The following is a 12,766-nucleotide window of genomic DNA, read 5'->3' on the forward strand; positions in this document are numbered from 1 at the left end:
ATGACTGCAGAAGCGGGCGCAAGACAGCGAATCGACAAGTGGCTGTTCTTCGCGCGCGTGGTCAAATCAAGATCGCTGGCGGCGAAACTCGCCGTCGGCGGCAAGGTCCGGGTCAACCGTGACAAGATTGAGCAGGCCGCTCATCAGGTGAAGGTTGGCGATGTGCTGACCATCACACTCGACCGTCGTATCCTCGTTTACAAGATCGTTGCTCCAGGTGAGCGCCGCGGTCCGGCGCCTGAAGCCCAGCTTCTTTATGAAGATCTTTCGCCGCCACCGGTATCTGCTACTGCGATGGCGGCGGAGGCGGTAACGCCGCAACGTGAGAGCGGAGCCGGGCGCCCGACCAAGAAAGAACGCCGTGAAACGGATCGTTTGCGCGGAAACTGATACGGACGCGTTGCCGCAGGCATCTTTTGGCGGTGATGGAAATTGCGTGTTGAACTGTCCCGGCGAAAGCCTTTTCCACGTAAAAGCCTTCAAACGAAATGCTGTTTCAGATGTGCGTGACTTCGTGACATTGCGGCGTTTGTACCCTTGTCACGGCAGGATAAAATCGCTACCTCACGCATTGTCATAAAAGGGCATGGGCTGAGACCCGCAACCATTTCCGTGCACAGTGACTTCGTGGCGAGATATTCCAAAGCCCCGAGCCGATTGTCGGCTTGCCGGAGTATCGGCGCAAAGCTGTAGGATAGATAAGCCGCCTGTTCTGGAATTCGGGCGGCAACAGGAGTTCGACGATGACGTATGTCGTGACCGATAATTGCATTCGCTGCAAATATACGGACTGCGTCGAGGTCTGTCCGGTCGATTGCTTCTACGAAGGCGAAAACATGCTCGTCATCAATCCCGACGAGTGCATCGACTGTGGCGTATGTGAACCGGAATGCCCTGCCGAGGCGATCAGCCCCGACACCGAGCCGGGCCTCGACAAGTGGTTGGAATTGAATACGGAATATGCGGCAAAATGGCCCAATATTACCGCGAAGAAAGATGCCCTGCCGGAGGCCAAGGAAATGGACGGTGTGGCTGGCAAACTGGAGAAGTATTTCTCCGCCGAGCCTGGTAGCGGTGACTAATACCCGGCCAGTATTGCAGGTACTGCTTGCAGGCTGTTGCGAGCTGGACGGTATTGTATAAGTATGTCTTCGTTCCGGAAGACTTTGCGCTCCAGGAACATGTAGGTTCAGCCTGGCAAGACTGCCAGGTTGTCCGACATTACAGGAATGCAGGATTTATCACTTGCTTTTTCTGCAATGCATCGGCAAAAGACGAATGAAATCACGGGAAAACGCCCATATTTTAGGCGTGTTGCATTGCCAGATACGACATATTTGGCAATTTGTTGATTCTTTCGCGAAATTGTGTTAGGTTGCTCCAATAATTTCGGTGACTGGACGTCAATTCGTGGCGCTATGCGTTAATCTCTGAAAGGGCTGATCTTTAGTACCGGGCTGATGGCACCGGGGAAGATGATTGCGATTTGGCGTCGTCCCCCTCACCGTACACCCGGTCGGCTAGATTTGCCGTCAGATACGGTTTCAGTTCCAAGCCGACAAACAACTTCCGTGCTTCATTTCTCCGGAGCGCGGTCGAACATCATGTGTCAACCGGCGGGTCGCGCCGGGCACAACAGGGAGTAATGAAGCGTATGTCATCCCAGCAGAAAAAGTCTCCAGTAGCGCGTGGCGGTTTCAAGGCCGGTGAGGCCATCGTGTATCCGGCTCATGGCGTTGGTCAGATCGTCACTATCGAAGAGCAGGAAGTGGCAGGCCACAAGCTCGAGCTTTTCGTAATCGATTTCGAAAAAGACAAGATGCGCCTGAAGGTGCCGGTTGCCAAAGCCGCTTCCATCGGTATGCGCAAGCTGTCGGAGACCGACTATGTTGAACGTGCACTCAAGGTCGTACAGGGCCGCGCACGTGTGAAGCGTACCATGTGGTCGCGCCGCGCCCAGGAATATGATGCAAAGATCAATTCCGGCGATCTGATCTCGATCTCGGAAGTCGTTCGCGATCTTTTCCGCGCTGAGAACCAGCCGGAACAGTCTTATTCGGAACGCCAGCTTTATGAAGCTGCCCTTGATCGTATGGCGCGCGAAATCGCTGCCGTGAACAAGCTTTCGGAAACCGAAGCTGTTCGTCTGATCGAAGCGAATCTCGCCAAGGGACCGAAGCGCGGCAAAGCCGACGCTGAAGCAGACCTCGATGACGATGAAGTTGAAGCGGCATAAGCAGCTTTACTTCTCTTTCTTTCAAAAAGGCCCGGCATTATAGCCGGGCTTTTTTTCTCCATTGAGAAGAGTTCGCCTGCGTCATTCTCCGTGTGATGGAAAGCAGATTGCTTCAAAATGCATTGCGTCGAGCGACTGACCGATTTGCTCGATCTGTTGGCTCAGCGCTCATGAGTTGTTTGCCCTTGTATGTCTGGGGGATGTCGGTGTCTGACCTGCTAAGATATCGCTTGGCCATTCAATAGACCCACAAATCCCTGTATTGCCCTTCGCACGTGATCGCATAGCAGGCGGACGCGCCTTGTTTGTCGGGTATCGCTATGGGTCAGCAGCCAGATATCGCCTACACAGGAACTGGCGGTTCCGGGTACGCGCATGAGTTTCGGTTCGCTATCGCCAAGAAAGCATGGGAGAAACGAGATGCCCATCCCAGCCCGCGTTGCTTGAAACTGTGATCCTATCTCCGCAAAGCGGACCGGATTGGCAGCCATTTTAATCCCGGTCGCTGCCTCCCAATCTGATGGAGCATTTTCGTTTGGTCCCAGCAACCAGGTTGCGGAAGCTGGTGAAGATTGTGTCATCAGATTTCGATGAATGTAGAATGCCATGTGGAATTGGCAGAGTCTTGTTCCGTATAAATTGTCGGGTGGCGTCTTTCCGCCAACGACTACACGCAAAGCGACATCAGCTTCGCGGTTGACGAGATTAATCATTGACGTCGAGCTCAGGATTTCCAGTGCAATGTCTGGATAGGCGGCCTTGAAATCTGCGAGGGATGGCATCAGCAGGTCAGTCGCCATTGAAATCGGGAGCGTGAACCTCAGAGGCCCGGAGACACGCTGATCGCGCCCAAAAATCCGAGCCTCGATCTGGGATGAGGCTGTCGCCATCTGTCCTGCGAGTTCAACAATGTCGCTTCCCGCATCCGTAAGCCGGTATCCGGACGCCAGCCTGTCGAACAGTTTTGTTTCCAGTGTTTCTTCCAGCCGACTGATACCACGTATGATCGTGGCATGATTGACGTCCAACGCATCTGCTGCAGCGCGAACCGTGCCGCCCTGAGCGACCGCGAGAAACATGCGAACCTCATTCCAGTGATCCATGGTGCGTTTTCTCACGAGGGTTGTGCGTTAATCTTCAGTTTAAACCTCCACGGGTTCGTCATATCTAGCTGTCAGGCAGGGTATGCGCAATATCGCTCATGGACCTGCGGCTCCCTGTCGTTCAACGAACCCAAGCGAGGATTTCATGGGTAAGCTCGTTTCCAAAGTCGCCGTTGTCACAGGTGGTTCCAGCGGTATTGGATTTGCCATCGCACAGCGCTTTATCAAGGAAGGTGCGACTGTCTATATTGCTGGTCGTCGCAAGGCGGAACTTGAAGCCGCCGTAAATAAGCTGGGACGAGGTGCGACGGCAATTCAGGCCGACATATCCGATCTGGGTAGCTTGGATCGGCTATTTGAAACAGTCCAGAACGAGGAGGGTGGTCTCGATATTCTCGTCGCCAATGCCGGCGTTGTGGAATTGAGTTCGATCCGCGATGCTTCGGAAGATCACTTCGACAAGATGTTCGATATCAATGTGAAAGGTACATACTTCACCGTCCAGGGAGCTCTTCCCGTGATGCGTGACGGTGGTTCGATCATTCTTCTTTCTACATGTATGACAAGCAAGGGAACGCCGGGCTACAGCGTCTATAATGCTACGAAGGCGGCGGTGCGATCTCTCGCGCGTTCGGCGGCGGCGGAACTACTTGCAAACAAGATAAGGGTGAACACGCTAAGCCCTGGGCCGATAGACACTCCCATTATTGAGTCGCAGGTCACAACACCGGAGGAAGCAGCGGCGTATCGCACGAACAGTGCCGCTTATGTGCCGCTGGGACGTCTGGGGCGTCCGGAAGAGCTGGCGTCTGCAGCCCTTTTCCTTGCATCGGACGAAAGCAGCTTCTCGACGGGAACAGACCTTGTCGTCGACGGAGGACTGACGCAGATCTAAACGCGCTCTGACAAGTGGCCCGCTTTTTGAGTGGGCCACTTGGTTAAAATTCTATTGAATTTTGCAGCCAGTCATTAACCTTCCTAGTCATCTTCCTGCATTGTCAGAGATTTATCCTTGCTTGATGGGAACCTGATCGCAGCTGACGCGTTCTCCCAGACACCAGTTCGTAAACGGGTTTGTTTTGCGGCGTAACTACTTTGGCCAAAGAATGGGCCTGGCGGGGAGTTTTGGGCGAATTCGCAAGTTCGTCCAATGAGTCTTTGTGGGACTGGCATATCCTTCCACTGAACGCCCGATGGGCGTGAGTTCAGAACAGGAGAACCAGATGAAGCAGTCATCCATGAGCAGTTCTTCCGCAGTTCCAGCCAATCGCATGCCTATGGTTGCGCGTAGCCTCCCAGCGACAGCAGCCTCTTCCCAATCCATGATCCGCTGCGCAATGTCGGCTCCCTATCTGGAGCGCGAAGAGGAGCGAGCCCTCGCTATTCGCTGGAAGGAACTGAAAGATCAGGAAGCACTTCACCGCATAACATCCGCACATATGCGACTGGTCATTTCTATGGCCGGGCGCTTCCGCAAATTCAAACTGCCGATGAACGATCTCATCCAGGAAGGCTATGTCGGCCTTCTTGAAGCCGCTGCCCGTTTTGACCCCGAACGGGAAGTGCGCTTCTCGACCTATGCATCGTGGTGGATTCGTGCGTCTATGCAGGATTATATCCTGCGCAACTGGTCCATCGTGCGCGGCGGAACAAGTTCGGCGCAAAAGGCGCTGTTCTTCAATCTGCGACGGCTTCGTTCAAAACTGGCTCAGTCCGACGACAATATGACCAAGGCCGAGATGTATCGCGAAATTTCCGATCAGCTGGGCGTTTCGACAAGCGATGTCGAGATCATGGACAGCCGTCTTTCGGGGCCGGATAGCTCCTTGTCGGCACCAGTGAACAACGAGGAATCGGGCGCAGCCCGCCGCATGGATTTTCTGGTTGACGACCATCCCTTGCAGGATGAGGTCGCTGAAAGCTCCATCGATATGGAACGTCGCAATCAATGGCTCAATGTAGCGCTCGATACGCTGAATGAGCGCGAGCTGCACATCATCCGCGAGCGTCGCCTTGATGATGACGGCGTGACGCTCGAAGCGCTGGGCGAAAAGCTTGGTATTTCCAAGGAGCGGGTGCGGCAGATCGAAAGCCGTGCGATGGAGAAGCTGAAGATTGCCTTGTTGAGCCAGCACGAACTGGCTGCCTATCAGGCATAAGCTGTTACAATCAGGGCAACACAAGTGAGGGGCCGAACGGCTCCTTACTTTTGTGGTTCGGTGGCCTTGCCTTCAAGCCGCGACGACCAGTCCTCGACCTTGCGATTTTCGAGGCGGCGCACGGCATAGCGTTTCCAGCTGTCGGCGAGGTGCGAAAGCTCCGCCATCACGGACAGTTCGTCATAGTTCAGCGTGTCGACATAAAGCAGGTGCCAGACACGATGCAGTGTCCAGTTTGGTGAAAGGCGGTCGACGAGGATCATCGAATCGCCAGCTTCAACATTGCCTTCTTCCAGAACACGATAATACCAGCCTGTCCGCCCCGTCTTCTGCACGCGCACGGCCATGTCGGCGGTTGCAAAGCATTCGTTTAGTTTCCAGCAGGGCTGGCGGCCCTGTGAAACCTCGACAAGTGCGCTGCCGAGCCGGAACCTGTCGCCCACGGCGACATTGTGCTCGTTCAGACCCGATGTGGAGATGTTTTCGCCGAAGGCGCCACGCGCGCTCAGACGCGGGTTTTCGCCGATTTCTTCGCGCCAGACCGCATAATGATCATGCGGATAATGATGGAGCGCTTTTTCCGGTCCACCATGCACTTTCCGGTCGCCCTGCGCATCGCAGTCCAGCCCCTCGAAAGTCACGCGGACTTTGCCAGTAACCGGCTGCTTGTCGATGCCGCTTGGAACGCTACGCGGTCCGAGAGGAGCGATTTTTCCGGCAAGGACAGAGTGGATGCGTGTTTCCGTCATCACGACCTACTCGCTGATCAGCTTCACGCGGTCGCCGACCGAAACCGTCGCCCCTGCCGACATGGCATTGAGAAGGCGGAACAGTTCCAGTTTGCGGGTGGTGCCCTGCATGCGTGCCGACAGGCTGGCCAGCGTGTCGCCCGGCTTCACCGTCACGACGCGGATGCGCAGCGGCTTGATGGCGTTCTGTTCGGCAGGCGACAGCAAGCGGAAGGACTGTGTGACCGTCTGCGAAGCAGGCAGAAGGGCGTTGCTGCCTTTCGGTGCTGCTGTCAGGAAGCGATAGACCTTGTTGTTTGCACCGATGACCACAATGTCGAACTGCCACCGGTCGGCGCTGGCGCGCGCAGTTGCGGCGGGCAAACCGTTGATGGTGGTGGTCTGGATCGAACTGTCGTCGAGACCGGTTACCCAGCCCGAGCGGATATAGTCGGCAAGGTTTGATCCCGCCGGAAGAGATGCGCCATCGAAACGAATGGCAACTTCGCCGGGGCCGCTTGCCATGACCGCATTGGCCGAATTGTCGATGGTGAAGCCATCTGGTGCGCGGAAAGTGACACCGAGCTTCGGATGGATGAAGGTCTGTTCGCGGACATAACCTTCATTGGGCGAGTCGCCGTAGAGAAGGCCATCAATTCCGTTGAGGAAGGAATCGCGATCAGTTGTGCCGACGCCGGGTGCGCCGATGCGGCGTGCATGACCAAGCGCAAGCTGGATGCGCTGCGGCGTTGCCGGATGGCTTGCGAGAAAGTCGAGGCTGGCATCGGTCGCGCCCGAAACCGAACGAAAGCCCTGATAGGCTTCCATCGATTGCAGGAAACGCGCCGAAGCGAACGGATCGTAACCGGCTTCGCCGATCATCTTGATACCGATGGCATCCGCCTGCAGTTCCTGATTACGCGAGAACTGGGCAAGCCGCAGCTTGCCGCGCAGCGCCTCCTCGCGGCTGGCAGATTCATTATGCAGGACTTCGCTGGCGACGCGCCCGGCGATGGCCGTCTCCGCCTCCTTCTCCTGCCGCAGAATGCCGTGATTGGCGATGACATGGCCCATTTCGTGGGCAATCACGGCTGCGACTTCGGAAGAGTCGTTGGCGAGTGCAAGCAGGCCGCGTGTAACGTAGAGATAGCCGCCCGGCAATGCGAAGGCATTGATATTGGGACTATCGAGAATGGTGATGCGATAGGTCTGGTCCGGCTTGTCGGTAACCGTCGTCAGCTTGCCGACGATCTTGGCCACCATACGTTCAAGCCTCTGGTCCTTGTACTCGCCGCCATAGGTCGCGAGAATGCGCGGATGTTGTTGCGCACCGAGCTGCGCCAGCCGGTCATTGCGCGTCACATTGTCGACCGTCACGGGATTGTCGGAAGGCTGCAGTCCAAGATCCTTGCTGGAATTGATCGACTGGCAACCGGAAATCAGGGCGACCGCAAGCAAGCCAAGACCGATGGCTGGTTTCCGCCAATTGTGCTGCGTCCATTCTGGCAGGGAGATGGGTAGACACAGGAAGGCCCGGGAACGGGTCGATTGACGGAACAGTATTTTATCCTCGCTTCTGAATCAGATTGCTTGATCCGGGGCCAAATCTAGCCACAGACCAGAAAGCGTACAAGCCGTACATGGGCACTATAAGAAAGCTGTAGCCGGTTCTTCCGGCAGATTGCGAACAAAATATGTCCGCAACCGTAACTCTATTTGAGGTTTAGCGTCGAATTCCGCTTTTCGCCGATATAGTGCCGCAATGCTTCCGGTCCAGTCGAAGAGAGTAGTTCAGTGGCGGGGCCTATTGCGGAAATCCGGCCATTGTCGAGAAAAAGCAACACCGCGTCGAGATAGAGCGCATCTTCAGGCGTATGGGTCACCATCAGCACCGTCATACGGGTTTCAAGTTGAAGCTCCCTGACCAGATCCAGCATCTGGTGTCGCAGCGCCGGGCCAAGCGAGGCAAAGGCTTCGTCGAGGAGCAGAACCGGGCGCTGGCGTATAAGAGCCCGGGCAATCGCCACGCGCTGGCGTTCGCCACCGGAAAGCGCTTCCGGCTTGCGCTGTTCTTTGCCTGCGAGCCCGACACGCGACAAAGCCTCCGCAATATCGGTGTGGTCTTGCGCGGAGAGCTTCAGGTTCGGTGAACGTCCGAGGCCGACATTCTGTTCGACGGTCAGATGGGCAAACAGGTTGTTTTCCTGAAACACCATTGAAACAGGTCGATCCGCTGGCGAAAGTTCACTGACGTCTTTATCGCCGATGAAGATGCGACCGGATTGCGGAAATTCGAAACCGGCAATGAGGTTGAGAAGTGTCGACTTGCCCGAACCGCTTGGTCCGACAATTGCAGCAATAACACCGCCCTCTATCGTCGCATCGAAATGCATGGCGGTTTCACCATAGCTGAAACGAACGTCATCAAGGCGAATTTCGGCAAGGGGGTTCATCGGGGCATCCATCCGGGCATTCATAGAGAAGGCGTTTCCTTTCGGGATGCGCGATCCGCGATCATCATCAATACGAGGCAAAGCAGCCCGAGAATAAGCGCCAGACCTGCCGCGTCGAATGTGCGATAGCTGCCCATGCGCTGCAAGAGGAGATAGGGCAGCGTCAAAAGCGCGTCACTGCCAAACAGGGCAATCGTGCCGAGATCGCCAAGGGAAAGTGCCATGGCAAAGGCGAAGGCCATGCCGAAAGGCTTGCGGATCGAAGGCCAGTCGATGAGCCGGAAACGGCTGATGCCGCGAATGCCCAACAGTGCGCAAAGCCGGTTGTGGCGGCTTGCTGCCGTATCCCATGCGGGGCGTAGAAGACGCACGGCAAAGGGCATGGCCATGGCCGCATTGACGGTGACGACCATAAACGGTGCCATCGCGAACGGATCGGTGAAATGACGAAGCAGGATGAACCAGCCGGCACCGATGACGATAGGCGGCATGACGAGGATCAGGCTGGCACCCGTATCGAAAGTACTGGCGACCTTGCTTTTTTTCATCGCTTCACGTGCCGACACAAGCGCAAGTGACAGGATGACCGAGAGCAATGCCGCAGAAAAACCGAGGGCCAGACTGGTGCCAATGGCGCGCCAGACTGTTCTCTCGGTCAGAAGTCGCGCAAGATCTGCGGCGAGGCCGGAGATGACAACGCCGGCAATCGGCAGTGCGACATAGAGGAAACCTATGCCAATGACGATGACGTTCGCAACACGTTCAGCCGTTGACGCCTTGCCGTAGCGTCGCGGTGTCGCCGCGTGGGTGAAGCCTTCTTCAGACGGACTACCGGTCATCCGCAGGGCCAGAAGGACCAGCAACGTCAATGCAAGCTGCGTGAAGGTGAGGGCGACCGCGCGACCCGGATCAAAATCGAAATGCAAGCTTTGATAGATTGCGACTTCCAGCGTGGTGGCACGCGGTCCGCCGCCCAGCGTCAGCACAGTTGTGAAACTCGTCACGCAGAGCATGAACAGGAGGCCGATCATGCCCGGCAGATTGCGCCGGATTACGGGCCATTCGATGAGCCGGAAGCGCGCTCCATTGCCCATGCCAAGCTGCGCGGATAGTTTCCAGTAATCGGTTGGTATCGAGTCGTAGCCTGCAAGAATGAGACGGACAGCGAGCGGCATGTTGAAGAAAACATGGGCGATCAATATGCCCGTAATACCGTAAATGTCCGGTTGGAACGGATGGCCTGCGGCTTCTGACAGATGCGCAATGAACCCGTTGCGACCATAGATGCTGGTGACGCCGAGCACTGCGACGAGTGCAGGCAGAGCAAGCGGCAGGGCAAACAGGCGCAGAATAAGCCCGCGCCCCGCAAAGCTCGCTTCGGCATAAAGTGCACGGGCAACCGGAACAGCAAACAGCACGGAAAGCAGGCTTGAAGCGATCGCCTGCAGGATCGTGAAGCGCGCAACCCGCCACAGATAGGTGTCGAAATTAACCGCGGCGTCAAAACCACCGCGGCCCGCTTCGAATGCCAGTGCGACAAGCGCACCACCGGCAAGCACGACCAGAAAGACAAGCGCCAGTACGCCCGCAGCCGGTCTGGCGGCGGGGGCGTCTTTCGAGCGGTGCTGTGCCGGGAATGTCGTCATTTACTGGTTGCCGCCAGCCATTCATCGACCCATGACTTCCGGTTCTTGGCTACTTCGTCGGAAGGCAGGAGAAGCGTCTTTTCCGGCTTCGGCATCGCGTAGAAAGCGGCTGGAAGCGGGGTGGATGTCTTGCCCGCTGGATACATCCAGTTGGTTTCAGGAATAACATCCTGGAAGCCGGGGCTGGTCATGAAAGCCAGGAACTTTTGCGCCAGTGGATTTTTCGCGCCAGTGGTGGTCTGGGCGGCCAGCTCGATCTGGAGATAATTACCTTCCGGATAGGCCAGAGCCTTATAGCGCTCCGTCTTTTCCGCAATCATGTGATAGGCGGGAGACGTTGTATAGGACAGCACCATCGGCGCTTCACCCTTGGTGAAAAGACCATAGGCTTCCGACCAGCCGGGTGTGACGGTGAGAATACGCTTCTGCAGTTTCTGCCAGGCCGCTTCCGCTTCGTCGCCATAAACCGATTTCATCCAGAGCAACATGCCCAGCCCTGGCGTCGACGTGCGCGGGTCTTGCAGCACGATCTTCTGGGAAGCATCGCCTTCCACCAGTTCTTTCAGGCTTTTGGGCGGATTGGGCAATTTTTCCGAATCGTAGACCACGGCGAAGTAGCCATAATCATAGGGAACGAAGATATCGTCCTTGAACCCGCCCGGAATGCTCACATTGCTTTGGTCGATGCCGCTTGGAGCAAAAAAGCCGGTGGCGCGTGCTTCGGTCGTCAGATTGGTATCGAGACCGAGGACGATATCGGCTTTGGTATTGCCACCTTCAAGCTTCAGGCGGTTGAGCAGCGCGACACCGTCGGCCGAAGCGATCCAGTCCACTTCGCAATCGCATTCCTTCTCGAAGTTTTCCTTGATCTTCGGGCCCGGACCCCATTCGGAAACGAAACTGTCATAGGTATAAACAGTGAGCTTGTCCTTCGCCTGCGCAGAAGGCGTGAAAGCGAGGGCTGTGGAGATTGAAAAGGCCAGCAAAGATAAAAGCCGCATCACGGCACTTCCTTTCTTTTACAGCAAGAGGATTGAGCGCCGTTTATGGAGCATCTAATCCCTCCGCCGGTGCAAACCGGATCAGGTTCAGCGGGTTGGCCGGGAATGCGACCTCTCAGCCATCCGCGAAAGCAGACGGCACCCCGTTAGAGCGGTTGCGACAATAATCTTTCGCAACGGGAAGGGCAAGGGAGCGCAATGGCGGCGAATGCAGGCTTCCGGCATGGATTTGCCCGTGTTATGAGCGGCTTATGAGCACATTCGTCATTCTCCTCGGCGGTGATCTGGTCGTGACCGATCGCCTGAAACGCCAAATTGCAGGTGCGCGTATTCTCGCTGCCGATAGCGGGATCAGGCACGCTGCTGCTCTTGGTGTCGAACCGGAACTTTGGCTTGGCGATTTCGATTCGGCTTCTGCTGAGCTTCGCGTGCAATATGGACACGTGCCGCAAAAGAGGTTCCCTGCTGCCAAGGACATGACGGACGGGGAACTGGCCTTCGAGGAGGCCTATATGCGGGGTGCGGATCGGGTGATCCTTTGCGGAGCCTTCGGCGGTCAGCGCACCGATCACACGCTTCTGCATCTGACCATGGCAACAGCGCAAGCTGCAAAAGGGCGAAACGTGCTGTTGTCCAGCGGTTCCGAGGAGGCCTGGCCTTTGCCGCCTGGAGATTATGTTTATGATTTTCCGGACGGGACGCCGTTCAGTGTGATCAATTTCAGCACTATCGAAGGCCTTTCGATCACGAATGCGGAGTGGCCGTTAGATAATGTGACACTGCCATTTGGCTCTTCATGGACAGTTTCCAATGTAGTTCGTGGAACACTTCGCGTTACTGCGAGTTCTGGATTAGCGATACTTATCGCCAACTTGGCGATGGAGGAAACACCGCTCCGGGGCCGATAACCTTATCAATCGAAAGAGCTTGACGCTGGCAGGCGAAACGTATTGTAAATGGGCCAAGCGGGTGTCATCTGCTTTACGCCGAAATTGGGGACGCAAAGTCGGTGATTAGTTCAACTCTTGTAGGAGATGTTTCAATGAAGTCACGTCTTACGATGATTGCTGTTGCTGGCGTGCTCGCGTTCTCGACGGCTGCATGCACGACGAATGAACAGCGCACGGCCGGGTACGGCGTTGGTGGCGCAGCACTCGGCGCACTCGCCGGTGGTGCAATTGGCGGCAATGGCCGTGGCGCTCTTGCCGGTGCTGCTATCGGCGGCGTTGCCGGTACGCTCCTTGGTGCAGCCCAGACGCGCAACGGAACGCAGTACTGCCGTTACCGCGATCCTTATGGCCGCGTCTACGAAGCGCCTTGCCAGTAACACTGGGCCAGTAACACTGGGCCAGCAATAGCTGGATAAATAAGTTTGCTGACAGGTCGGGGAAACCCGACCTGTTTGTTTTTCACGGGTCTTTTCGTGCCGTACCATTTGAC

General features: G+C 56.4%; 13 protein-coding genes and 1 riboswitch. Of the genes, 7 read left to right on the plus strand and 6 right to left on the minus strand.

Features of this window, described 5'->3' with window-relative positions; all coding sequences use genetic code 11:
• From FG152_RS20005 to FG152_RS20015, 3 genes are all read left to right on the plus strand, one after another.
• Entirely contained in the window at positions 1–390 is a 390-nt protein-coding gene (locus tag FG152_RS20005; protein ID WP_010661439.1) for an RNA-binding S4 domain-containing protein, read from the plus strand.
• Positions 391–743: 353 nt separating this feature from the next.
• The gene (gene fdxA / locus FG152_RS20010; RefSeq protein ID WP_006467781.1) at positions 744–1,082 is read left to right on the plus strand and encodes a ferredoxin FdxA; all 339 of its coding nucleotides are present in this window, start codon (positions 744–746) and stop codon (positions 1,080–1,082) included.
• A 572-nt stretch (positions 1,083–1,654) separates the two neighbouring features.
• Positions 1,655–2,236 carry a CarD family transcriptional regulator gene (locus FG152_RS20015; RefSeq protein WP_006471273.1) on the plus strand — a complete coding sequence of 194 codons (582 nt, stop codon included), beginning with the start codon at positions 1,655–1,657 and terminating at the stop codon, positions 2,234–2,236.
• Between the two features lie 218 nt (positions 2,237–2,454).
• Here FG152_RS20015 and FG152_RS20020 read toward each other — a convergent pair whose 3' ends face one another.
• On the minus strand, positions 2,455–3,339 hold the full coding sequence (locus FG152_RS20020; RefSeq protein WP_010661438.1) for a LysR family transcriptional regulator: 885 nt from the start codon (positions 3,337–3,339) through the stop codon (positions 2,455–2,457).
• A gap of 145 nt (positions 3,340–3,484) precedes the next feature.
• Here FG152_RS20020 and FG152_RS20025 point away from each other — a divergent pair, with 145 nt between their 5' ends.
• A complete protein-coding gene (locus FG152_RS20025; RefSeq protein ID WP_010661437.1) occupies positions 3,485–4,234 on the plus strand; it encodes an SDR family NAD(P)-dependent oxidoreductase in 750 nt (249 codons plus the stop codon).
• A gap of 328 nt (positions 4,235–4,562) precedes the next feature.
• A complete protein-coding gene (locus FG152_RS20030; protein WP_498988107.1) occupies positions 4,563–5,498 on the plus strand; it encodes an RNA polymerase factor sigma-32 in 936 nt (311 codons plus the stop codon).
• Between the two features lie 44 nt (positions 5,499–5,542).
• Here FG152_RS20030 and FG152_RS20035 read toward each other — a convergent pair whose 3' ends face one another.
• The 5 genes from FG152_RS20035 to thiB form a co-directional block, all read right to left on the minus strand.
• Positions 5,543–6,247 (minus strand): MOSC domain-containing protein, encoded by a 705-nt coding sequence (locus tag FG152_RS20035; protein ID WP_010661435.1) that lies wholly within the window; start codon positions 6,245–6,247, stop codon positions 5,543–5,545.
• A 6-nt stretch (positions 6,248–6,253) separates the two neighbouring features.
• Positions 6,254–7,735, minus strand: coding sequence for a cell division protease CdlP (gene cdlP, locus FG152_RS20040; protein WP_029376279.1), 1,482 nt, complete (start codon positions 7,733–7,735; stop codon positions 6,254–6,256).
• A gap of 203 nt (positions 7,736–7,938) precedes the next feature.
• Entirely contained in the window at positions 7,939–8,679 is a 741-nt protein-coding gene (gene thiQ, locus FG152_RS20045; protein WP_029376278.1) for a thiamine ABC transporter ATP-binding protein, read from the minus strand.
• A 20-nt stretch (positions 8,680–8,699) separates the two neighbouring features.
• Positions 8,700–10,325 carry a thiamine/thiamine pyrophosphate ABC transporter permease ThiP gene (gene thiP / locus FG152_RS20050; RefSeq protein WP_010661432.1) on the minus strand — a complete coding sequence of 542 codons (1,626 nt, stop codon included), beginning with the start codon at positions 10,323–10,325 and terminating at the stop codon, positions 8,700–8,702.
• Complete coding sequence (gene thiB / locus FG152_RS20055; RefSeq protein ID WP_010661431.1) at positions 10,322–11,326, minus strand: thiamine ABC transporter substrate binding subunit; 1,005 nt, start codon at positions 11,324–11,326, stop codon at positions 10,322–10,324. The genes thiP and thiB overlap by 4 nt, the downstream gene beginning before the upstream one ends.
• A gap of 41 nt (positions 11,327–11,367) precedes the next feature.
• A riboswitch (TPP riboswitch) is annotated at positions 11,368–11,482 on the minus strand.
• A gap of 95 nt (positions 11,483–11,577) precedes the next feature.
• On the opposite strand from thiB, the gene FG152_RS20060 reads away from it, so the two are divergent.
• Positions 11,578–12,234 carry a thiamine diphosphokinase gene (locus tag FG152_RS20060; RefSeq protein WP_010661430.1) on the plus strand — a complete coding sequence of 219 codons (657 nt, stop codon included), beginning with the start codon at positions 11,578–11,580 and terminating at the stop codon, positions 12,232–12,234.
• Between the two features lie 134 nt (positions 12,235–12,368).
• Positions 12,369–12,653: a YMGG-like glycine zipper-containing protein gene (locus FG152_RS20065; protein WP_010661429.1), complete on the plus strand. Its 285-nt coding sequence runs from the start codon at positions 12,369–12,371 to the stop codon at positions 12,651–12,653.
• The last annotated feature ends 113 nt before the right edge of the window (positions 12,654–12,766 follow it).

The organism is Ochrobactrum sp. XJ1, from assembly GCF_024701725.1.
GTDB lineage: Bacteria > Pseudomonadota > Alphaproteobacteria > Rhizobiales > Rhizobiaceae > Brucella > Brucella anthropi.